This is a genomic window from Bacillus sp. FSL R10-2780 (assembly GCF_038006125.1).
Classification (GTDB): Bacteria; Bacillota; Bacilli; order Bacillales; family Bacillaceae_G; genus Bacillus_A; species Bacillus_A cereus_U.
Genome location: NZ_JBBOUQ010000001.1, coordinates 2,228,538 through 2,251,616 on the forward strand (window position 1 = coordinate 2,228,538; position 23,079 = coordinate 2,251,616).

The following is a 23,079-nucleotide window of genomic DNA, read 5'->3' on the forward strand; positions in this document are numbered from 1 at the left end:
GGAAAACATTCACTTTTAATTTTACGTCTATATACTAACCTGCTTACGAACTGTTTCTCGCGCTAAAAGAAAACTCATAATCACTTGCGCAGCTACTCTACTCGTCATATCTCTAAAATCAAGAGTTGGATCAATTTCTACTATATCCATCCCTTGAACGAGTGGCTCTTTACCAAGGAATTCAATTGCATCAAGTAAAGTTGTACTATCCATTCCACCAGGACCGATTGCTGGACAGCCTGGCGCAAACGCTTGGTCTAATACGTCCATATCAAGAGAAATATAAATAGAAGTCACACCTTGTTTTCTTAATACTTCAATACTTTCTGAAATAAGATCTTTTATTTCTCGCTCTCTTACATCTTTCATTGTATACACTGTCACGCCATGCTCTTTTGCATATTCATGGTACGCTCGTGCATTTGAAAAATTACGAATCCCAATTTGAACGAGTTGTTTTCCTGTAATCACATCATTTTCTAGTAAACTACGGAACGGTGTACCATTTGATGGACCACCATCATCTAAATTACGTAAATCATGATGGGCATCAAATTGAATAATACCGACCTTTCCTTTACTATTTGCAAACCCCGTTATACTCGGAAAACTAATCGAGTGGTCACCACCAAGAACGATTGGTATCATTTTCGGATTTACTTTCGTCAAGTGACCAACTGTTTTCGCAATTCGGTTATGACTCTCTTTTATATCTGTCACATGCATCGTAATATCACCGCAATCATGAAGAACACTTTCTTTCATATCATGTTCTTCTGTAATTGCGTACGTGCTATATGCATCTAACATTGAACGAATTGTTTTTGGTGCAAAACATGCTCCTGAATGACTAATAGATGGTTTAGAAAGGGGTGCTCCAATTAAGGCAGCACCGAATATTCCCTCTCCTTCCTCCCAATCTTTAATCATTTCGCTCCATTTCGTTACTTCACGATCGATAAACTTTGCATTTTTCTTTAAATAGTGGCCGTACTCCACGATTGTTCACCTCTTGTATATGCGATATTACCATTCTTCCATACTGTATTCACATGACTTACACCGTAATGGTACGGTACGTAAGCATAATTATAAGCATCCCATAAAACTAAATCCGCCTTACGACCAACTCTAATTTTCCCAGCTACATCGCCTCGATTAATGGCATAAGATGAGTTAACTGTTACCGCATTCCAAACTTCTTCTGGTGTCATTTTTAGTTTCAGCATTGCAATACTCATAATAAGCTGAATGTTTTCAGTTGGACAGCTTCCTGGGTTAAAGTCTGTAGCTAAAGCAACAGCAACACCTTCATCGATCATTTTGCGGCCGCGTGCGAAACTTTCTTTATTTAAATAGAAAGTTGTTCCTGGTAATAAAGTCGCTACTGTATTAGAATTCGCAAGCATTTCAATTCCTTTATCAGAAGCGCCAACTAAATGGTCCGCTGACGCTGCACCGATTTCAGCCGCTGCTTCCGCACCACCAAGAGGGTCGATTTCATCTGCATGAATTTTCACATCAAAGCCCAGCTCTTTCGCTTTTAATAAAAATTCTTTTGATTCTTCTACAGAGAACACACCTGTTTCACAGAAAATATCAACGAACTCAGCTAATTGCTTCTCTTTCATCTCTGGTAATAGATCTAGCATCCATTGTAAAAATTCTTTCGATCTTCCTTTATACTCTTTCGGAACTGCATGAGCACCTAAAAATGTTGAAACTACATCAATTGAATGCTCTTTTTGTAATTGTGCAGTTACCTCTAATTGTTTCCATTCCGTCTCATCATCTAATCCGTAACCACTCTTCGCTTCTACGGTTGTTACACCGAAAGATAGCATACGGTCTAAATGAAATTTTGCTTTTTGAACAAGTTCTTCTTTCGATGCTTGTTTCGTTGCATTTACAGTTGAAAGAATACCTCCGCCTTGTTCTAAAATTTCTAGGTACGGAACTCCTTGTAATTTCAGCGCGATTTCATTTTCACGAGATCCACCAAATACAAGATGAGTATGCGGATCTACAAGACCAGGAGAAACCATTTTCCCGCCGCAATCAATAACCTCTTTCGCTTGTAATCCTTTTGCTTCTTCCGCTGTTCCAACGAAAGTAATTACGCCGTTTTCGATTCCAACAGCACCGTTTTCAATAACAGGAAGCGTGTTCATCGCTTCCTGTCTTAACAAGCCATCTTCTTGATCCATTGTTAGTAATTGACCGATATTTATTAGTAAAGTGTCCAGCATGTTTCTTCCTCCTTATTTCATCATTGGAATGTTAACGCCTTTTTCTTTCGCAGTTTGAACCGCTAAGTCATAGCCAGCATCAACGTGACGAACAACACCCATACCAGGGTCAGAAGTTAATACGCGTTCAATACGTTTTGCCGCTGCTTCTGTTCCATCTGCAACGATAACCATTCCAGCATGAAGTGAATAACCCATACCAACGCCACCACCGTGGTGAACAGATACCCAGCTTGCACCGTTTACACTGTTAATTAATGCATTTAAAATTGGCCAGTCTGCTACTGCATCACTACCGTCTTTCATAGATTCTGTTTCACGGTTTGGAGATGCTACTGATCCGCAATCTAAATGGTCACGGCCGATAACGATCGGTGCTGATAATTCACCATTAGCCACCATTTCATTAATAATGCGGCCAAATTTTGCACGCTCACCATAACCAAGCCAACAAATACGTGATGGAAGACCTTGGAACTCAACTTGCTGACGTGCCATACGAATCCAATTACATAAATGCTCATTATCCGCGAACTCGCGTAAAATAACTTCGTCTGTTTTATAAATATCTTCTGGATCACCAGAAAGTGCTACCCAGCGGAATGGTCCTTTTCCTTCACAGAATAATGGACGGATAAATGCTGGAACGAATCCTGGGAAATCGAAAGCATTTTTTAATCCTTCATCGAAAGCAACTTGGCGAATGTTATTTCCGTAATCAAATGTAATCGCACCTTTTTCTTGCATTGCAAGCATTGCTTCTACATGTTTTTTCATACTTTCTTTTGATAATTGTACGTAACGTTCTGGATCTTCTTCACGAAGTTTCTCTGCTTCTTCTACTGTGTAACCTACTGGAATATAACCATTTAATGGATCATGAGCAGATGTTTGATCCGTAACTAAATCTGGCGTAATATTACGCTTCACTAGCTCTGGTAAAATCTCTGCCGCATTTCCTAACAGTCCAATTGAAATTGGCTCTTTCTTCTCTTTATACTCGTTCGCAATAGTTAACGCTTCTTCTAAAGACTCTGTATACAGATCACAATATCTCTTTTCAATACGACGGTCGATACTACGCTTATCTACATCAATAGCAATTACAACACCGCCGTTCATCGTTACAGCAAGAGGTTGTGCGCCACCCATGCCACCTAAACCAGCAGTAATCGTTACAGTACCTTTTAGTGAACCATCGAAATGTTGACGTGCCGCTTCACCAAATGTTTCATACGTTCCTTGTAAAATCCCTTGTGTTCCAATGTAAATCCAGCTACCTGCTGTCATTTGTCCGTACATCATAAGACCTTTTTTCTCTAGTTCACGGAAGTGATCCCAGTTCGCCCATTTTGGTACTAAGTTTGAGTTCGCTAAAAGAACGCGAGGCGCATCTTCATGTGATTTAAAAATTGCAACTGGTTTTCCTGATTGAACAAGTAACGTTTCGTCGCTTTCTAACGTTTTTAATGAATCAACAATTGCATGGTAGCTTTCCCAGTTACGAGCTGCACGGCCAATTCCGCCATATACAACTAATTCTTCTGGTTTTTCAGCTACTTCAGGATCTAAATTGTTCATTAACATTCGAAGTGCAGCTTCTTGAACCCATCCTTTCGTTTGTAACTCAGTACCTCTTGCCGCACGAATTGTTTGTTGTACTTTTTCCATTTCAATCTCTCCCTTTTCTCATTTTATAGTGCTGCATTTACATCCAATCTTTCCTTTATTGAATAGTTCGTTTTTAACCAATGCGCGATATTTTCGATATCCGTTGAGAATATACGGTCATTTGTAATAGAAGGCACTTGCTGACGACCTTGATGATAGAACGTTTTTGTAACTGTACTCATGTTTTCAATCCCGCGATATTCTGCTGCTTGCATCGCACAGATCATCTCAATTGCAAGAACGCGTCTTGCATTTTGAATAATTTGATGCGCATGACGTGAAGCGATTGTTCCCATACTTACGTGATCTTCTTGGTTAGCTGACGACGGAATTGAATCTACACTCGCTGGATGAGCTAATGTTTTATTTTCTGAAACGAGTGAAGCCGCTGCATATTGCATAATCATGGCACCTGATTGAAGTCCTGGTTCTGGACTTAAAAATGGTGGTAAGTCATTTAATTGCGGATTTACTAGGCGTTCAATACGGCGCTCTGAAATATTTGCAAGCTCCGCCATCCCTACTTTTAAGAAGTCCATTGCAAATGCAATTGGTTGTCCGTGGAAATTACCACCAGAAATTACTTTTTCCCCGCCATCAAAAATAAGTGGATTATCTGTTGCTGCATTCATTTCAATTTCTAATTTTTCTTTCACATAATTTAAAACTTGCCAAGAAGCACCGTGAACTTGCGGGATACAACGAAGTGAATATGCATCTTGCACACGAAGTTCTCCTTGTTTTGTCACAAGTTTACTATCATGAAGAATATCACGAATTCTGCTTGCCACTTCCACTTGCTCTTTATAACCACGCGCTTTATGAACATTTTCATCGAATGCATCAATAATGCCGCGTAATCCTTCCATTGTCATCGATGCAATTAATTCTGATTGATAAGCACTTGCTTCAGCTTCTATATAAGAAAGAACCCCTTGCGCTGTCATCGCCTGCGTACCATTGATTAACGCAAGACCTTCTTTTGCTTCAAGTTCAATAGGTTCAAGTCCTTCTTCTGTAAGAGCAACCATCGCATGAACTCGTTTTCCTTTGTAGAACACTTCACCTTCACCTAATAAAACGAGAGCAAGATGAGATAAAGGTGCTAAATCACCGCTCGCTCCTAGTGACCCTTGTTGCGGAACGACTGGATGGATTTTACGATTTACAAACTCAAGAAGCATATTTACAACAAGTGGTCTAACACCCGATACTCCTTTTAACATCGTATTAGCTCGTAAAATTAACATACCGCGTGATACTTCTTCCGGGAATGGATCGCCTATTCCGCACGCATGTGACTGAATTAAATTATGCTGAAGTGCCTTTACATCATCTTTTTGAATAAGTACATCACTAAACTTTCCAAATCCAGTTGTAATACCATAAACGACTTTTCCGTCCTCTACGATTTTCTCAACTACTTCGCGGCACTCCGCTACCTTTTGCATACTATTTGGACAAGCTGTTACACCTTCACCTTCAAGTAACAACCTCTTCATTTCTTCAACTGTCAATGTATGTCCTGTTAACGTAATCATTCTTTTTCCTCCTTATAAAGGCAAAAGGGGACCTTATCTTTTTAAGACAGACTTCTGTCCTAAAAAATAAGGCCCCCTTCTAACTAATAGACTATGGGCAAATCATATGTGATTAATTCCTAAACCAATCGCCTCATGCTCAGATCCTTTTACAGGTGCACCAATCGTTCCATAAAGTGCAACAGCAACCCATTCGCCTTCTTTTTTTCCGTCGTATGGTGTACCGCGCACAATCGCAAAGCGAAGTCCTACTGTACGAAGAACGTCTGCTAACTGAATTTGACCTCTCGTCACTCCGTACAAAGCTTCCATAATTGCATGATAAAGTGCATGTGTTTCTCTGTAAACATCTGTTTCAATAACTCGGTTGCTCTTAGCCGCTGTTTCCATTGCTGCTACTACTTTTTGCGAATTCATAGAACCAACTTTCCCAGTACAATATTTCCAACCTTTTGGAATAGATAATACGGGACTTTCATTCTCATCCGCAAGTGCCAACAGCATAGCCATACGACCAATTCGATGTGTTCCTTGAAGAAGCATGTGACTCTCTCATTTCTTTTGAATTATTTGAATATTACTTAATTTAAGAATATATGAAAACGGTTAAATCGTCAATAGTTTAAAATATTATTCAAGCAATTTTTTATCCCTCTCATACTTGTACTTGTGTACACAATTTATTTACAGATTTTTTTCAGACGTGCTATAGTCTCACTAACAGATGCAAAGGGGCGAGATTTCAGTGGCGAAGCGAAAGGATATTCATTTTCGAATTGAAGAAAAATTACTTGCAAGGTTTGAATCGGCACTCCATTACGAAAGTTTAAATAAAACAGACGTATTAACACATGCGATTCAGCAATTTTGCATAAAGGTGGAATGTGAAAAAATGAATGATGTAAAACGCCAATACAACGTTAGTAACCATTTACAAACACGTATCGATACGCATACATATTTCGAAGAGAAACGAGTGAATGTAGATGAAATCGTCATTGAACATTTACAACTTCAAGGGAAAGAAAAAATATTAGAGGTCGGATGCGCTAACGGAAAATTCCTTTCCCTTTTGCAAACGAATGGTCATAAAGGACATCTAACTGGTTTTGATCAATCGGAAACTATGCTTTCTGAAGCTACAATAAAGAATAATATAATCGAATGGAAACTGGGTGATGCTAGTAAACTTCCTTTCGAAGCTAATTGTTATGATTGGGTAATCGCAAGGCATATGTTATACCACATGAAAGATGTCGAAAAAACAATTCAAGGATTCCATAAAGTAATTCGTCCCGGCGGCGCACTTTTAGCTACAACAAATTCTAAAGTTTCATTACCTCGTATAGATGAAATGTGTAACAAAATGTTAGTCGCATTTGATTTACCAAAAACATCACCGTCAGCAGCTCCATTTTGTTTAGAAAATGGTAAAGATCTATTACACTCTGTTTTTTCAACTGTTGAAGAAACAATTATTCATAATGCACTTGTTTTTCATCATGCCACTCCAATCATTAACTATATTTCTAGCATGTTTCCGTCGCTGAATATACCTGATAATATGTCCCTTCACACCGAAATGAAGGACTGGCTAAAAAAAGAAATAGATAATGAATTAACAATTCATGACGGTATATGGAGCGATCCGAAAACGTTAGTAATTTATCGATGTAAAAAGAAATAAGCTAGCATTCGCTAGCTTTTACACGTTTTCCGGTAAAAGATTCTCCATCATCATATTGCCCTTGCCACTATAAAAATTTATATTATGTTCATTCGCTACCCCAAAATAAGAGGCAATCGCTATTCCGAATGGTACAAATGCATGTCCTTGTGCTGTAATAATATTTGCGTGCTGTACAACTTCTTCATACACAAAATTTTCTACTGGAAAACAATCTAATTTTTGATAATCTATGGTCGCTGTATAAGAAATTTCTTTAAATAAACCTGCTCTTGCTAATGCATACGGTCCAGCACAAATAGCTGCCACTAACTTTTCTTCCTCAGAAAATTGACGAATGGCTGAAAAAAGCAGTTCTGCCTCTTTCATATGTATTGCATCTCCGCCTGGAATAAGAATCCCCTCATACTCTTCCACACGCAATTCATTTAATTCTATGTGCGGCTGTACTTGCAAGCCCGTTTCACTTATCACCATTTCTTTCGTTACACCCGCTGTAATAATCTCATATTTATTTTTCAGCAATGCCGTCGCTACTGTAATTTCAAACTCCGCAAATGTCGGATATACGAATAATAATATTTTTTTCATAGCCTTTTCTCCCTTAGCCACCCTATAAAATATGCCTCTAATTCGTCCACTGATAATATATTAGTGTCCACATAAGTTACGGGAAATTGTTTATACCATTCTTTTTCAACTTCTACTAATCTAAATTGTTCCTCAAATGTACTTCGATTTCTTGCCCTATCATTATTTTTTCTATCATACAAATTCTCTTTCGAAACATCTAAATAAAAAATTGCATCCGAACGGCACTCTCTTAATTTATATAGTTCTTCTTTCAATTCTGTTTCTATATCCCACTCTTCTCCTATAATCGTCGGATAAAAGAGTGTATAAAACTCAATATCTTCTGGTCCACGATCAAAAATAACAATCGATTCCTTTACATTTTGAAACTCTTTTATTTTTGCTTCAATAAACATTTTTTGATTTGTAATAAACCCGTCTTTTGTGTAAATATCCAAATTTAATTCTTTCCGCTTTTCTACAATTGGATAAGGGTTTTCATATATAACCGAATGTCCTCTCTTCTCTAATCTTTTTGCTAATGTCGTTTTCCCACTTGCCATCGGTCCTTGAAGTGAAACTATGTAAGTCATACCAATCATTCCTTTTCACTATCGTAAGTTACCTTTATAATATACAGAATTTTGAAAACTATCAACAAAATACTTACCATCTTGTTTCCTATTCTCATCTGACTTATAATGAAAAATAGAGATGATTATGAACGCATTTTTTATGTAAGCTTGGGTTTCCAAGCTTACATTATTTTTTGCTTCCACTTTTCTTATAAAAAGAGTATACTAACATGGAACGTATGTTCTTAATGATTACATACAGTAAGGGGATAGAACAATGGTATACGACACAAAAGCAATTTCTTGGAATGAATCTTTAAAACAACTTCAACGCCGCTATACAAATAAACAAGTTGACCGAAAAGAATTTGAAGATATCGAACTGATGGAATTCTTCCGCGATAACAACTACATTTCTTTACCTACACATATAAGCGGCCTATCAACAACACGTTTTACTTCTTACTCTATTTTCACAACCGAAGATAAAGATCGTAAAGTTGGCACACTTATCATTGAATACGTAGAAGATGACAATGATATTTTACGCGTTGAACAACTATACTTCGTTTAAATCACAACGCTTGGTCAAAATGACCAAGCGTTCTTGCTTTCTATGAATCTCATTGCTTATAATATAAATAAAATACAAAATATTGCTTTCGTTAAAGGAGGGCATACAATTGCTTGAAGGATGGTTTAGTTGGTTTATAGTCACTTGGACTGTTGTATTATTAGGGCTTATGTCCATTGGTGGATATTTCATGTTCAGAAAATTCCTAAAACGATTGCCGAAAGAAGATGGTATGTCCATTTTAGATTGGGAAGAGCACTATATTAATAAAACGAGACATTTATGGGATGACGAACAAAAACAATTATTAGAAGAACTAGTAAGTCCCGTTCCTGAACTATTTCGTGATGTTGCCAAGTCAAAGATTGCCGGTAAAATTGGTGAACTTGCAATAAAGGAAAACGCTTCAAAAATTACACAAGATTTAATTATACAAGGATATATCGTTGCCACACCGAAGCGCGACCATAAATTTTTAATTAAGAAACTTCAAGAAAAAAAGATTGATTATTCAAATTACAAATCTTTACTTGCAAAATAATCTTCATTTTTTATTTCCCTATTTTCGACAAGTTACGTTTTATACGTCGTGGTTGGGACAGAAGGTGCTAACAATACCAATAAAAAATACAGCGTCAAAGACGCTGTATTTTTTATTTTATACATATACAGTTTTAAGTTAGTTTCATATCTTTTTCGTTATAAAAACCATCTTCTTTTTCCATTTCCTTCTGTAATTTCGTAAAGGAACGGTACATCGCAATTCTCCATGACACAATCATTGCAAACGCAAGTAAGAAGAACATACCGCTAAGTTGTCCTAAATCAAGAGATTGGCTTAAGTATGTTTTAAACACGATACGCACTACAAGTAATCCAATTAAAATAAATACAAATGCTTTTGAACGCTTCAAATAAATCTCTTGTCCGCGTATTTCAAATTTAGATGTTTTAATAAGAAAAATGGAGAAAAATAGACCAACGACAATCGCTTCTAACATTTCTGCTGGAGTTAATCGAAATTCAGGAAAAACATACATCAATGCTCCTGTGCTCATGAAAAATGGCGGAAGTATAATTTTTTTCAATGTTGCAGGTTTCTTAGCTGCTTTTAAACGAATAAACATCGCACCGACAGCCATACAAACAGCAACGATACTTGATAACAGAACTATGTTCATATTTTCTCATCCTTTTTTGTGGCTATATGCAAAATATACTTTCATTATATGCTTTTCCGTTAGTATTTCCAACATTTTCACAGAATAATACTAAAAACCGGTAAAACCACCAAATAAACTTGAGAAATATACGATAATTTTCGTCATCCAATTAAAGTATAGGAAGATCCCCATAACGATCATTATGTATCCTCCGACTTTCATGAACGCCATACTATTTCTTTTAATCCAAGACATTTTCGTAATAAAGAATGAAAGTACGAAAAAGGGAATCGCAAATCCAAGTATGTAAGCAATCATATAAATCATTGCCGATTCTGGATTCGTTGCTGCTAATCCAATTACGGACACTAAAATAGGCCCCGTACAAGGCGTCCATCCTGCGGCAAACGCCAATCCAATTAGTACTGATCCAAAATAACCACTCGGACGATTTTTAAATGTAAATTTACGGTCTTGCATTAAAAACTTCGGCTTAAACACACCAACAATAATTAAACCGAACACGATGATAAATATACCACCTAACTGTCTAATTAAATCTTTATAATCCGTAAAGATGCCTCCGATAAAACTTGTACCAAATCCAATTGCAATAAATATAATTGAAAATCCAAGTAAGAAAAACGCTGTATGTATCATACTTCTTTTACGAAGCATTGCATTTTCTTCTTTCAATTCAGAAACCGACATACCTGTTATGTATGATAGAAATGCCGGATAAAGCGGTAAGCAACATGGGGATATAAATGATAAGAACCCAGCTCCAAACGCTAAAAAAATACTAATATCTTGCATTATTCCACTCCTCTCCTTACATATTGTAGCAAAAACACATAAAAATACTATGAACAATTCGTGAACTCGCTTTTCCAACGTGATAATAAGAAAAACTACTCTTTCACACAGTTTCTAATAAAACGTTTTCATTTCCTTCTATTATATAGAAAAACCTCAATTGGATTATGAAACTCCTCTAATTGTTATTAACATAACAAAGGTAACATAGTTTCTCAAATGATTAGCACGTTACAAGTGTGTCTACATACATATTGATTTAAAAATATTTTTTTCAAATGCTGACTTTATACAATACAAAGCTGCTTTTATAATACTTATACTATTAATAATTTCAAGATTATGCATAAATATCATACTTTTATTATTATTCTATAAAATGTCGCACTTTTCTTTTATTTGACCCTTCATTTTTAATTTTGTATACTTCCCTCTAGTTATATATGTCCGTTACGGAACAATTTCATATAGATGGGAGGAATTTTTCATGCTTCGTTATTCTCTTTTAGTTTTATTAGGAGCGTGTAGTTATGGGGTTTTAGCTATTTTTGTTAAACTTGCATATGCAGAAGGATTTTCACTTGGAGAGGTAATTGGTAGCCAGTATTTGTTCGGTTGGATTATTTTACTTGCTATTACACTTCTATTTTCTAGACATCGTGTTCCACTAAAACAAATGTTAATTTTATTCGTCGCAGGTACGTCTGCAAGTTTTACTGGAATTTTTTATTACGCTTCTTTAAAAACTGTACCAGCTTCTATTGCAATTATACTTTTATTCCAATTCGTTTGGGTTGGAATTATCATTGAAGCAATTACAACGAAAACATTACCTTCAAGAGAAAAAGTTATTTCAGTAATCTTCTTACTTGCAGGTACATTTTTATCAAGTGGGTTATTAGAAACATCAGCTGGTGATTTCGATACGACTGGAATCATTTTAGGCTTATTATCTGCTATTACATTTGCAACATACATTTTCGTAAGTGGTAAAGTTGCCGTTGAAGTACCTTCGTTACCACGCGGTGTCCTTTTAATGGCTGGCGCTTTAACTTTAGTCATGATCGTATTCCCGCCAACATTTATTTTTAACGGAGCAATTTCTCAAGGCCTTTGGAAATACGGCTTAGGATTAGGAATATTTAGTATCGTTATTCCGTCCATTGCCTTTACAATCGGTATTCCAAAAATCGGATCTGGCTTAGCAACTATTCTTGGTGCAGCAGAACTGCCAGTTACAACAATTATGTCTGTATTCGTTTTAAAAGAAGCTGTACTATCTTCACAATGGGTCGGTGTATCACTTATTTTAATCGGTATTGCAATCCCGCAAATTGCATATGCAATGCGTGGACGTTATAAAAAACAGCATACTCATAAAAAAGTTGCAGCATAAACGAGAGAGGATTTTCATTTGAAAATCCTCTCTTTTATTATTGTGTTATATAATGAATACAAATATTTCACTTAAGAAAGAGGGGATAATAAGTGGCATCCATTCCAAATCAATTAACAGAAAAACTTATTTCTATTCGTCGCCATTTACACGAATACCCAGAACTATCGTACGAAGAATTTGAAACAACAAAAGCAATAAAAAATTGGTTAAAAGAAGCTAATATTACTATTATTGATTCCAGTTTAGAAACAGGAATTATCGCTGAAATTTCTGGTAATAAAAACGGACCGGTGGTAGCGCTTCGTGCTGATATCGATGCCCTTCCTATCCAAGAAGAAACAGACCTTCCATACACTTCAAAAATACAAGGTAAAATGCATGCTTGTGGGCATGATTTTCATACAGCTGCTATATTGGGTGCGGCTTACTTATTAAAAGAAAAAGAAGCTTCTCTTAACGGAACTGTGCGTTTTATATTCCAAGCTGCTGAAGAAAGTGGAAACGGAGCATGTAAAGTTGTTGAAGCTGGACATTTAAAGAATGTGCAAGCCGTTTTTGGTATGCATAATAAGCCCGATTTACCAGTAGGTACAATCGGTATTAAAGACGGTCCACTAATGGCTGGAGTAGATCGATTTGAAATTGAAATTCATGGTGTTGGAACACATGCAGCTGTGCCTGATGCCGGCGTCGATCCTATCGTTGCATCATCTCAAATCGTTATGGCACTTCAAACAATTGTAAGCCGAAATATTAGTTCTTCTCATAACGCTGTCGTAAGTGTAACAAACATTCATTCAGGGAATACGTGGAACGTTATTCCCGAAAAAGCAATATTAGAAGGAACTGTCCGTACATTCCAAGCTAAAACACGTGAAAAGATTCCGGCATTAATGGAACGTATCATTAAAGGCATTTCTGATGCACTAGGTGTAAAAACAGAATTTCGATTTTACCCAGGTCCTCCTGCTGTTCAAAACGATAAAGTACTCACTGATTTTTCTATTCAGATTGCAGAGAAAATGAATCTAAACGTTATCTCTCCTACACCATCAATGGCAGGAGAAGACTTTTCTTTTTACCAACAAGAAATACCAGGTTCATTCGTCTTTATGGGAACAAGCGGTACACATGAATGGCATCATCCAGCTTTTACAGTAGATGAAGAAGCATTACCTATTAGCGCGGAGTATTTCGCCTTATTAGCCGAAGAAGCTATTCATCAATTATCACAAACAAAAAGCCGTTAAGTTACCCTTAACGGCTTTTGCTTATGCTGTTAAATCTCGTTTTATAAATACAGTATAGGACACCCCTAAAAATACAGCTAAGTATAGAAGAAGCATACAAGAAGCGAATGGGAATGTTACTCCATCAATAAAGCTCCCGCCCTTTGAAAGCCCATATAAATCTGTATTCGCTGGTAATAAATATTTCGCCCATTCATATCTTGCTGCCGGAATTAGCGCTATTCCCCCTGATAATGCAAGAAATAGAGAAATCCCGATTGCACCTCCGCTCGATCTCGTTAAAACAGAAATCATAAATGCAAATGCAGCATACACCAGAGTTGGTAGCCACGATAAAATATAATATTTACTTGCTTCTACGAAAATATTTTGTTTTATTATATTTCCGTTTTGAACGACAAATTCAGTCCAAGCTGGTTGTTGGAATTTATAAATAATTAGCCCACATAATACGGAAAAAATCATATTAAATATAAATAATAATGCCGAAAATATAACGATTGCCAAAAACTTAGATGTTAAAATTTTAAATCGACTCGCCGGACGAATCGTTAAAAATTTATATGTTCCCCAGCTATATTCATTCGCAAAAATTGTACTCGCATATACGAGAATAAACGGAAGTAAAATAGGAAAAACAATAAAACCAGTATCTCTCATGAAAGAAAGTGGAGAACTACTTGCTGGCGCTGTATTCGTATCTAAATGCTTCATTTTAAGCTGGTATTCCTTTACAAGCTCGTCTCCTGACTTTTCTGTTAAAATATCCTCTTTTTTCATGCCGAGCTTTTTCTCAATTTCTACAGTGCGTTCTGTATAATCCGCTTTCCACCCTTTTGTTTCTGGCTCTAAATACTTTACCGTAACCCATCCTAACCCAATAATTAATACCGCAATAGCTGCAAAAGGAATAATCGTTCGCTTTCGCTTAAATATTTTATACAGCTCGTTATAAACTAAATTAAACAATATCTTTTCCCCCTGTTAATTCTAAAAACTGCTCTTCTAGCGTTTTTCTTTCTTCATATACACGATAAACTTGAATATTTTTCTCCATCAATGTACGAAGAATATTTGGAATTTCTTCATCTTTCACGTTTATAATTAATTCGTTTTCTTTTACTAAAACATCGTATTCTAAAACCTCTGCCGCTTTATTCGCATCATCTACACGGATATGTATTTCTTCTGTTTCTTCCTTTTGATCATTTTGAATATTTTGTGTTGCGACATATTCTCCGTGCTGAATAATAATAACCCTGTCACACATTAATTCAACTTCTGAGAGTAAGTGACTAGAGACAAGAACAGCTTTCCCTTGTTCATGTGCAATTTTCTTTATGTACATCCGCATTTCATGTATACCACTAGGATCTAATCCGTTCGTTGGTTCGTCTAGTATTAATACATCTGGATTATGTATAAGTGCCTGAGCAATTCCTAAACGTTGTCTCATACCGAGTGAATACGCTTTTACTTTACGGTCAATCACTTGTCCCATTCCTAATAGTCGCACAACTTCATCGATACGCTCTTCAGTTACATTTCCATTCATTCGTCCGAAATATGTTAAATTTTCATAGCCGCTTAAGAAAGGATAGAATTCTGGTGTCTCAATTACAGCGCCAATTTTCGCAGCAGTTTTTTCAAATTGCTGTTTTACAGATTGACCATCAATCCATACTTCTCCTTCTGTCATACGAATCATTCCGACCATCATTCGCATTAATGTCGTTTTTCCAGCACCATTTGGTCCTAATAAGCCAACTACTTCACCTTTTTTCACTTCAAAACTAATATTTTCTACTAATGTCTTTGAACCAATTCGCTTTGTTAATCGATCAACTTTTACGATCGCTTGCTCATTTATCATTCCATACAACCTTTCTTCTTAACTCTTTTTTTCAGTTCTTCCCACTGTATCATGATTAATAACATGTGTAAAATGAAGAAAAAGCCATGATTTCTCATGCCTTTTTCCTTGTTTCATATGACTTTTCACCCTTTAACCTTTGTGTAAACCTACAACATTGCCACATTGATATTATAATGACGGTTATCATAACAACTGCTGTTACCATTATCGCATACGTCGTAATCGGTGCATTTGTTACTCCTTGGATTCCTACTGCTTTCATAAAAATAATAATAAATAATTTCAAAAATAACATACCATGAATTAATCCGAAAACGAAAGCTCCTCCGTAAATTAATAATTGCTCATGACACAATAAACATAACATTTCCTTTCTCGTCATATTCACTACTTCGTACGATTTAAACTCCTCTCTTCTTACCTGTAAAAAAGAGGCTGTCATTTTATAAGTAATGAAAATACATACAAAAACTACAAATAGAAACATAGCATAAAACCACTTTACAAATATAAGTGTATATCCCAATTTACTTATTACAGCTTCATTGAATCGGAATGATATCATAAAAAAACAAATCATTGTATTCATAGCAATCCACATAAATTGTTTTAACCTTTTGGTAGCAAATGTTTGTATATTTTTTCTCGCTAACCGACATAAAGACATAGATCCCTTCCCCTACCTTACTTCATAACATACGTATTCTATACTACTAGTGTATAAAAATATGACATTTTAAACATCGCACTTCAATCGGAATCTTTTCTAAGCCTTTAGTCCTAGAAATAAAAATGGAAATAAAACTATTTACATACTATAATTACAAAAAAAGGGAGGGGTTACATGCGTGTAAAATTACTGTTTATTCTTTCTTTGTTACTTTTCACTAGTTGTAGCCCACTAAAAAACAACGAAGATGCCACTGTTAAACCATACAAGTTAACAAAAGAACAATCTGATATTTTACAAATGACTCCTATACAAGAAGGAAATAGAATGTTTTATGATGTTACAGTCAAGAATAATAAAGATGAACTACATGCTACGATTGAATATTATCAAAATGGTAAAAAAGTGAAAGAGATTGCTAACATAGCTTCATCACATTTTTTAGAAAAGAAAATAAGGCTTTCTTTCATACCACCATATTTCCAATTTGATAAAGATGTACAAGAAAAAGGTCAATGGTACATTAATATCGAAGGTGGTTCAACACTTGTTCCTGCAGTAGCTCCTCCAAGCATAAATAGTTCTGCAACCACTACAATTCAATCTACTAAAAACGTAAAATACAATCAAAAAACGATTTTAGCCGCTGTAATAAAAACAAGTAAAGATACTTTAAGTGTTCCTACAATTGATGAAGAACCAGGCATTGAGTTACTCTTAAAAGAAAACGAACACGTTTATCTATTTAGTATCGAGCTAAAAAAAGAACAATAAAGAGGAAAGGCAATTCAAATGCCTTTCCTCTTTATTTTTTAACAAGGTGTACTTTTATATATGTAAATTAAATCGCTTTTTCGTCACGATTACTACTCGTCCTTCTCATCTCCTATTTCTATTCGTTTCTTCTCTCTTGCAATTTTCAAAAACTCTAACAACTCTGGATTGTTATTCATTTTTTTATAAGCCACTGACATTTCTGCAACAAAATTAGAATCACATAACTCTTTATATACAACTTCTGTTTTATACAATTTATTTGCGGATACAGGTATTACTGTAATTCCAATACCTGCTGCTACAAGCCCCATGACAGTTTGATACTCCGTTGCTTCTTGTACAATATGCGGACTAAAACCTACATCGCGGCAAAGCGATAAAATTGTATCGTATAACGCTGGCCATACTGGTCTCGTAATAAATACGAAAGGTTCATCCCTTAAATCTTCGATATGTATTTCGTCCTTTTCAGCAAGTGGATGTGCCTTCGGTAAACATAACGTACACGAAAGTTTTTGAATTGGTTCTAACTCAAGTAATTGCGTTGGAATTGGCGGACGTAAAAATCCAATATCAATTCGATTATCATGAAGTGCATGCACCTGATCCGGTGTTGACAATTCATGTAATGCAACAGACACTCTTGGAAATTTCTTTCTATACTCCCTGACGATTGACGGTAAAATATCATATATCGCCGCACCTACAAAACCAATTGAAAGTGATCCCACTTCTCCCCTTTGAGCACTTTGTGCGACTTCTACTGCTTTTTCAATTTGTTCAAACGCTTTTTTTACTTCTTTTAAAAACATTTCTCCAGCTTCTGTTAATTCAACCTTTCTCTTCGTTCTTGAAAATAACATAACTTCCATTTCTTTTTCTAATTGCTGAATTTGTTGACTAAGCGGTGGTTGTGTCATTTGTAGACGAGCAGCCGCTCGTCCAAAGTGCAATTCCTCTGCCACTACAACAAAATATTGCAAATGCCGTAATTCCATTTTGGACACCCTTTTCATTTTCGATTAATACATCTAATATATTAATAACATATAATTTATATATTAGACAAATATTTCGAATGAACGTATAGTAGAAATTGCGAATTATTTTTTACAATTTTTATGTAAAAAAACAAAAAGGTGGTTACTGTATGAAATGGTGGAAGTTAAGCGGACAAATTTTATTATTATTTTGTTTCGCTTGGACAGGTGAATGGATTTCAAAACAGGCACACCTCCCAGTTCCAGGAAGTATAATCGGTATTTTTTTATTATTAATCTCATTAAAATTTAACATAGTGAAAAAAGAATGGATACAAGACGGTGCAGACTTTTTATTAAAAGAACTTATTTTATTTTTCATCCCTTCTGCAGTCGCTGTCATTCGTTACAAAGATACATTATCACAATATGGAATCGATCTCATTTTAATTATCGTGATTAGTACACTTTGTGTCACTCTCGTAACAGGACTTTTAACAGAATTGCTATTAAAGCGGAAAGGATCCACACAATGATCGGCTTTCTTTGTTTACTATTAACACTATTCACATATTGGGTATCTAAAAAAATGTATCAACGCTGGAATTGGAGCTTACTTTCTCCCCTTCTTGTATGCCCAATCATTTTAATTGCTTTACTACTCGGATTAGATACACCATACGAAACCTACGAATCTGGTAGTCATTGGCTAACAGAATTATTGAAACCTGCAACGGTTGCTTTCGCATGGCCAATCTATAAACACTTTAATTTATTAAAAAAACATGGAACGGCCATTTTAATTAATGTCATTGTTGGTTCATTTCTATCGGTTATTACTTCCGCACTATTAGCTGATTTTTTTCAAATTGACTCTACAATAGAACAAAGTTTAGCACCGCACATTGTAACAACACCTATTGCAATGGCTATTTCAGAAATGATTGGCGGTATGTCACAATTAACAGCCGTTTTCGTCGTATTAACTGCCTTAACTGGAGCGTTACTCGGTCCTACGCTCATACGCATATGCCGTATTAAAACAGCGCTCGCAAAAGGGATAATGCTAGGTACTAGCGCGAATGGAACCGGAACATCAAAAGCATTTGAAATCGGTCCTGTAGAAGGTACAATTGCAAGTTTATCAATGCTTTTAACAGCTGGAGCTAGTTTAGTTATCGTTCCGCTTTTCTTATCTTGGATACAATAAAAAAGAAAGTATTTAAACACTTTCTTTTTTATTTGTATATTTATATAATAGCTCATATTCTTCTGGAAACGATAAAGATAATTTTTTCACTTCATCTATTCCTTTCCAATCTATTTCATGTATTAACTCATCAGGGTCTTGTATTTTCATGTTACCACCTATTAACTTCACAACATAGTAATACACATGAACTGGTACCCCATATGTTATCCCCTTTTTTTCACATAGCTTGTCTATAACTTCTACTTCATAACCCGTTTCTTCCCATACTTCACGAACACAACACTCTTCAAGCTCTTCTCCCTCTTCTTGTCCTCCGCTCGGCACAGACCATCGCTTCTCTTCATTTACTTTTCCTTGTAATACCATTAGAAACTCATTCTTTTCATTCATACATATAGCTGCCGTACCAATCCATCTTTTCATCCTATCTCCCCCCATACTAACTTTCTATCTTTCTTTATATTTATCCTTGAAAAAAGAGGAAAAAAGTAAAACGATGACGAAAGATTACATCAACTTCATGAGCAGTCCCTTCTTAGAAATTCAAACCGAAAGGATGAAATTATGATTTCTAAATATGTTGTGGAATGTATTTTTTGTGAAGAAAATCGGAAACCTCGACAAGCAATTGTCACAGTGCCTGCTACTTCTCAGCTACTAGCCATTCAAAAAGTACGGGCTGAATGTAAACGCCGCTTTGGAAAAACTTTATTATTGCAAACAGAAATTAAAGAAGAATTACTCTTTGAACAAAAAGAAAGCTGACCATAAATTGGCCAGCTTTCTTATCCGATCATATTTTCACATGAAGATTAGGGGCATCCTCTTTAAGGATCGGGATTTACCCATTATGTGCGTTCCATAATGGTCATCGAACAATATATTTCTATACAATAAACTATTGAATAGAATAGGGCAAAACTTGTTCGCATTTTTAGAAAAGGGATAGGGATATAATTCAAGTAATACTTCGAATACTCGAACTTTACACTCATTATATTAAAGCAAATCTTTTTATATGGGAAATATGAATTACTTACATAATTCATTCGTAAAATATATTAATAGTTTTCTTTACTCTACTAACAACATACATCCAGCTAATATTGGTGTCATAATCATCGAAAACCTTAGAAGCATGCGAGGTGCATAATTTGTAAACTTAGCTCCTATATATGCGCCTAACATTGTCCCGATTAAAACTTGTACTAATAATACATAATCTAAATACCCTTCCGAACTATATCCAAGCCCACCTCCAATTGCGATTGGTAATATAACGAGCATTGTCGTCCCTACAGATTGACGGATCGTTAAACCTAATAGAACCATTAACCCGAGTTGGATAAAGGGTGCTGAACCAATCCCAAACGAACCAGCTAAAATTCCAGTAACCAGTCCGAGACATATACATTTAATCAAGTTATCCTTCGTAAGTTCTTTTCCCTCTTTTAAAGACGACTGCTCCCTGTTTTGAAACATAATCAATCGAATAAACATAAAAATTGCAGATAAAAATAACATACCCGCTGTAAACCAATGCAACAGATGTGCTGGTATTAGCGAACCAAACTTTGAACCAATAAAGGAACCAATTGCTCCAAATCCCCCAACAATCCCACCTATTACAAACACAACATTCCCTTCTCGGTAATGACTTACTACTCCAGATAATGTTGTAAATGCCATAGCAGTTAAAGATGTTGCAAGCGCAACATGAATAGGGATATGGAATATTAGAGTGAGTATCGCGATGATAAATCCTGCTCCTCCTGCTCCGACAAATCCTAATAAAACTCCCATTAATAACATTGTTATAATAATTGCCACATACTCCCCCTCCAATACCCCAATTATCTATCATATGCGCACTTCTATACAAACAAAAAGCACCCTAAATGGATGCTCTTTCTACTTTTCTATATTGATAATATGTACTTACTCTTGATTAATCAAAATAACAGCAGGACCAGAAACAACTACTCCGGCCACTTCTATCTTTTCAAATTCCATCACTGTAATAGATATAACTCCTTCTCTTTCCATCAATTCCTTACTCAGGACTTCAGTCGGTATTGATTTCACCGTCCTACCTCCTTTTCATTTTATACAAAATTACAAAAACTACCCAATGCCTCTAAATATATGCATCACCTCCACTTTCATTCCTTATTCCATTCAACAATTCATGCCCCTTCTAAAACAAATTAAACAATAAAAAAGAAGCTATAAAAGATATAGCTTCTTCCCTCAATATTTTAATCTCGTTGCACCTTATATTCTATTACTCTTCCATCTCTATCAAATTGCAATACAAGGCATTCACTATCTATAGAAATAAAACCACGTTCATTCCCAAGATAATACAAAGTAGTAATTCCCTTTTCCCAACTTCTTGTTTCCGTGGGGGCCCCTAACAATTTTGTAATTTCCTCGTTTGATTTCCCTATCATTTTATGTTCTTCCAATAAGTTATCTACCATATATACCCGTTTTTCTTTATAATTTAACCATCGATCCTGATTAAAATTTGAAGTGTATGCATTTATACTTAATTGTACGATGCACACTATTAATGGAATGAGCCCCACCATCATTACAGTAAACAGTTGTTTCTTACCCTTATTACGTTTTGCAGAAACATGCAAGCTAAACTTTTGAATAATAACTAATAGGACAAAAGGCATTACTACCAAAAAAATACTCATTACACTCAATGACACATGAACCATATCAATAACAAAAATAAACGTAATATACATTAATATATACAAACAAAAATAAATGTATAATATCCCCCTCAATATAGCGCTTTTACCTTTTACCTTTCTCCATTCATTCAACACCCCTACTTTATTTTTCACTTCGCAACATAATTCATCTGGCCAATCATATCTCTAAGCTTTTGTAGTTCTCGTGCTGTATATATTACTTTACTTGTTAAAACTTCATTTCTGAAAAACGTTACAATTTGCTCTCTATCTTTAAATCTCGGCAATTCTTCATTAGAAAGATCAATAACTTCTTTTCCGCTTTCATTTTCAAAATATACAATCGGTTTTACTTTTTCCTTTACAATATCTACTTGCATTTCTTCCAAACAATTATATAAAGTTTGAGATAGTATTTTCGCTTTATACGCTGGATTCCCTTCATTTCTTACTTGCATAGTTAATGAAGTTCCCTCCGTAATAAATTCAAACGTCTCTTCTTTTTCAATTTCATGTTGATACTTACCAATTTCCTCCATCATAAATGAACATACACCAGCATTTTCTCTCGTTAAACCATGAATTAATGTCCCCGTCCATTCTTTCGTCTCAAGTAGATAAATGCCAGTTTTACATAAGATGAGGTGATGGATTCGATTATCATTTATGTCACGTTTATCTCTATATTTATTGCGTATCATAAAAACGTTCGGTATAATATGAAACTCTTCTTCTAGTATTATTCCTTGCTCAACGAAACCTCGCTTCATATAATGTAATGTTTCATGCGCATTCACTTCAGCACCATTTTTGGTATATTCTCGTAAATCCGCAATTAAATTTTGAAACATATGTATTTCACTACTATGCTTATCTTGCATTTCACTACGTTCTTTACTATGTTGAACAGCCAATTGATTTTTCATCATACGCATATTTTCAAGTTCTCTAGCTGTATTCACTTGTAAATCATTATATTTTTTCTGTTCCATATTCTTTAAAGTATCCTGTTGTTCTTTATGCCCTGTAATCGTAGCTGCAATCTCATTTTCATACGTTTCAATCGCTTGTTTTTTTTCAAACTCTACTTGCTGACTCTCTGATTCTAACTGTTTATTTTTATAAAACAGTACAAACACTACAGCTAATAATATTAAAATCCCACCTATTAGCACATACTCCATATTATTACTCCTTTATTTCATTTCCGATTATTTTTAAACATATATCAAATACATTATACTATGTTATCAATATATACTTTGTAAAAATTATATATTTTTCATAAAAAAGCACCTTAAGCAAAATACCACTTTATTGTCCACAAGAAATTTCATTGCATACTTTTACTACT

Annotated in this window: 27 protein-coding genes and 1 pseudogene; 9 read left to right on the top strand and 19 right to left on the bottom strand. The window is 35.3% G+C overall.

The features are described from left to right. Positions 1–27: 27 nt before the first annotated feature. The 5 genes from hutG to hutP all read right to left on the bottom strand — a co-directional run bounded on the left by hutG (position 28) and on the right by hutP (position 6,004). Positions 28–999: a formimidoylglutamase gene (hutG, locus tag NSQ47_RS11595; protein ID WP_341036981.1), complete on the bottom strand. Its 972-nt coding sequence runs from the start codon at positions 997–999 to the stop codon at positions 28–30. After that, positions 978–2,249, bottom strand: a complete 1,272-nt coding sequence (hutI, locus tag NSQ47_RS11600; protein ID WP_341036983.1) for an imidazolonepropionase — start codon at positions 2,247–2,249, stop codon at positions 978–980. The genes hutG and hutI overlap by 22 nt, the downstream gene beginning before the upstream one ends. A gap of 12 nt (positions 2,250–2,261) precedes the next feature. Further along, complete coding sequence (gene hutU, locus NSQ47_RS11605; RefSeq protein WP_002111180.1) at positions 2,262–3,920, bottom strand: urocanate hydratase; 1,659 nt, start codon at positions 3,918–3,920, stop codon at positions 2,262–2,264. 23 nt (positions 3,921–3,943) lie between these two features. Continuing rightward, positions 3,944–5,461 carry a histidine ammonia-lyase gene (gene hutH, locus NSQ47_RS11610; RefSeq protein ID WP_002066582.1) on the bottom strand — a complete coding sequence of 506 codons (1,518 nt, stop codon included), beginning with the start codon at positions 5,459–5,461 and terminating at the stop codon, positions 3,944–3,946. Between the two features lie 102 nt (positions 5,462–5,563). Further along, positions 5,564–6,004, bottom strand: a complete 441-nt coding sequence (hutP, locus tag NSQ47_RS11615; RefSeq protein ID WP_000926519.1) for a hut operon transcriptional regulator HutP — start codon at positions 6,002–6,004, stop codon at positions 5,564–5,566. A 202-nt stretch (positions 6,005–6,206) separates the two neighbouring features. On the opposite strand from hutP, the gene NSQ47_RS11620 reads away from it, so the two are divergent. Further along, on the top strand, positions 6,207–7,148 hold the full coding sequence (locus NSQ47_RS11620) for a class I SAM-dependent methyltransferase (protein WP_016105849.1): 942 nt from the start codon (positions 6,207–6,209) through the stop codon (positions 7,146–7,148). Positions 7,149–7,166: 18 nt separating this feature from the next. Here NSQ47_RS11620 and NSQ47_RS11625 read toward each other — a convergent pair whose 3' ends face one another. Then, positions 7,167–7,739, bottom strand: a complete 573-nt coding sequence (locus NSQ47_RS11625; protein WP_002160889.1) for a DJ-1/PfpI family protein — start codon at positions 7,737–7,739, stop codon at positions 7,167–7,169. Further along, positions 7,736–8,314: an AAA family ATPase gene (locus tag NSQ47_RS11630; RefSeq protein WP_341036985.1), complete on the bottom strand. Its 579-nt coding sequence runs from the start codon at positions 8,312–8,314 to the stop codon at positions 7,736–7,738. The genes NSQ47_RS11625 and NSQ47_RS11630 overlap by 4 nt, the downstream gene beginning before the upstream one ends. A gap of 259 nt (positions 8,315–8,573) precedes the next feature. Here NSQ47_RS11630 and NSQ47_RS11635 point away from each other — a divergent pair, with 259 nt between their 5' ends. After that, the gene (locus NSQ47_RS11635; protein ID WP_002199653.1) at positions 8,574–8,870 is read left to right on the top strand and encodes a hypothetical protein; all 297 of its coding nucleotides are present in this window, start codon (positions 8,574–8,576) and stop codon (positions 8,868–8,870) included. A 109-nt stretch (positions 8,871–8,979) separates the two neighbouring features. After that, the gene (locus NSQ47_RS11640; RefSeq protein ID WP_002160886.1) at positions 8,980–9,411 is read left to right on the top strand and encodes a DUF2621 domain-containing protein; all 432 of its coding nucleotides are present in this window, start codon (positions 8,980–8,982) and stop codon (positions 9,409–9,411) included. A 133-nt stretch (positions 9,412–9,544) separates the two neighbouring features. Here NSQ47_RS11640 and NSQ47_RS11645 read toward each other — a convergent pair whose 3' ends face one another. From NSQ47_RS11645 to NSQ47_RS11655, 3 genes and pseudogenes are all read right to left on the bottom strand, one after another. Further along, a complete protein-coding gene (locus NSQ47_RS11645; protein WP_002160885.1) occupies positions 9,545–10,051 on the bottom strand; it encodes a CcdC family protein in 507 nt (168 codons plus the stop codon). 90 nt (positions 10,052–10,141) lie between these two features. After that, positions 10,142–10,849, bottom strand: coding sequence for a cytochrome c-type biogenesis protein CcdA (ccdA, locus tag NSQ47_RS11650; protein ID WP_001152675.1), 708 nt, complete (start codon positions 10,847–10,849; stop codon positions 10,142–10,144). A gap of 16 nt (positions 10,850–10,865) precedes the next feature. Continuing rightward, positions 10,866–11,015, bottom strand: a pseudogene (locus NSQ47_RS11655) (peptidase T). A gap of 321 nt (positions 11,016–11,336) precedes the next feature. Here NSQ47_RS11655 and NSQ47_RS11660 point away from each other — a divergent pair. After that, positions 11,337–12,245 (top strand): EamA family transporter, encoded by a 909-nt coding sequence (locus tag NSQ47_RS11660; protein ID WP_002111188.1) that lies wholly within the window; start codon positions 11,337–11,339, stop codon positions 12,243–12,245. Between the two features lie 92 nt (positions 12,246–12,337). Next, positions 12,338–13,498, top strand: a complete 1,161-nt coding sequence (locus NSQ47_RS11665) for a M20 peptidase aminoacylase family protein (RefSeq protein WP_002111189.1) — start codon at positions 12,338–12,340, stop codon at positions 13,496–13,498. A gap of 21 nt (positions 13,499–13,519) precedes the next feature. Here NSQ47_RS11665 and NSQ47_RS11670 read toward each other — a convergent pair whose 3' ends face one another. The 3 genes from NSQ47_RS11670 to NSQ47_RS11680 all read right to left on the bottom strand — a co-directional run bounded on the left by NSQ47_RS11670 (position 13,520) and on the right by NSQ47_RS11680 (position 16,041). Beyond that, a complete protein-coding gene (locus NSQ47_RS11670) occupies positions 13,520–14,467 on the bottom strand; it encodes an ABC transporter permease (RefSeq protein WP_002111190.1) in 948 nt (315 codons plus the stop codon). After that, positions 14,460–15,371, bottom strand: a complete 912-nt coding sequence (locus NSQ47_RS11675; protein ID WP_002111191.1) for an ABC transporter ATP-binding protein — start codon at positions 15,369–15,371, stop codon at positions 14,460–14,462. The genes NSQ47_RS11670 and NSQ47_RS11675 overlap by 8 nt, the downstream gene beginning before the upstream one ends. A 94-nt stretch (positions 15,372–15,465) precedes the next feature. Continuing rightward, on the bottom strand, positions 15,466–16,041 hold the full coding sequence (locus tag NSQ47_RS11680; protein WP_341036988.1) for an FtsX-like permease family protein: 576 nt from the start codon (positions 16,039–16,041) through the stop codon (positions 15,466–15,468). Positions 16,042–16,218: 177 nt separating this feature from the next. On the opposite strand from NSQ47_RS11680, the gene NSQ47_RS11685 reads away from it, so the two are divergent. After that, positions 16,219–16,818 (top strand): histidine kinase, encoded by a 600-nt coding sequence (locus tag NSQ47_RS11685; protein ID WP_215569098.1) that lies wholly within the window; start codon positions 16,219–16,221, stop codon positions 16,816–16,818. Between the two features lie 92 nt (positions 16,819–16,910). Here the strand turns inward: NSQ47_RS11685 and alsR are convergent, their stop codons facing one another. Next, positions 16,911–17,819 carry an acetoin biosynthesis transcriptional regulator AlsR gene (gene alsR / locus NSQ47_RS11690; RefSeq protein ID WP_002160879.1) on the bottom strand — a complete coding sequence of 303 codons (909 nt, stop codon included), beginning with the start codon at positions 17,817–17,819 and terminating at the stop codon, positions 16,911–16,913. A gap of 152 nt (positions 17,820–17,971) precedes the next feature. Here alsR and NSQ47_RS11695 point away from each other — a divergent pair, with 152 nt between their 5' ends. After that, positions 17,972–18,337, top strand: a complete 366-nt coding sequence (locus tag NSQ47_RS11695; protein ID WP_002111194.1) for a CidA/LrgA family holin-like protein — start codon at positions 17,972–17,974, stop codon at positions 18,335–18,337. Beyond that, positions 18,334–19,011 (top strand): LrgB family protein, encoded by a 678-nt coding sequence (locus NSQ47_RS11700; protein WP_002111197.1) that lies wholly within the window; start codon positions 18,334–18,336, stop codon positions 19,009–19,011. Before NSQ47_RS11695 ends, NSQ47_RS11700 begins: the two co-directional genes overlap by 4 nt. Positions 19,012–19,023: 12 nt before the next feature. Here NSQ47_RS11700 and NSQ47_RS11705 read toward each other — a convergent pair whose 3' ends face one another. Continuing rightward, positions 19,024–19,437, bottom strand: coding sequence for an NUDIX hydrolase (locus tag NSQ47_RS11705; RefSeq protein WP_016105860.1), 414 nt, complete (start codon positions 19,435–19,437; stop codon positions 19,024–19,026). Positions 19,438–19,578: 141 nt separating this feature from the next. Between NSQ47_RS11705 and NSQ47_RS11710 the strand changes: the two genes are divergently transcribed. Then, a complete protein-coding gene (locus NSQ47_RS11710; protein WP_002111199.1) occupies positions 19,579–19,779 on the top strand; it encodes a DUF3903 domain-containing protein in 201 nt (66 codons plus the stop codon). A 309-nt stretch (positions 19,780–20,088) separates the two neighbouring features. Here the strand turns inward: NSQ47_RS11710 and NSQ47_RS11715 are convergent, their stop codons facing one another. The 4 genes from NSQ47_RS11715 to NSQ47_RS11730 form a co-directional block, all read right to left on the bottom strand. Beyond that, on the bottom strand, positions 20,089–20,844 hold the full coding sequence (locus tag NSQ47_RS11715) for a sulfite exporter TauE/SafE family protein (protein WP_341036989.1): 756 nt from the start codon (positions 20,842–20,844) through the stop codon (positions 20,089–20,091). A 108-nt stretch (positions 20,845–20,952) separates the two neighbouring features. Continuing rightward, a complete protein-coding gene (locus tag NSQ47_RS11720; protein WP_000836278.1) occupies positions 20,953–21,099 on the bottom strand; it encodes a BC1881 family protein in 147 nt (48 codons plus the stop codon). Positions 21,100–21,272: 173 nt separating this feature from the next. Then, complete coding sequence (locus NSQ47_RS11725) at positions 21,273–21,776, bottom strand: hypothetical protein (RefSeq protein WP_341038232.1); 504 nt, start codon at positions 21,774–21,776, stop codon at positions 21,273–21,275. 98 nt (positions 21,777–21,874) lie between these two features. Beyond that, entirely contained in the window at positions 21,875–22,909 is a 1,035-nt protein-coding gene (locus NSQ47_RS11730; protein ID WP_002160874.1) for a nuclease-related domain-containing protein, read from the bottom strand. Positions 22,910–23,079: the final 170 nt, after the last annotated feature.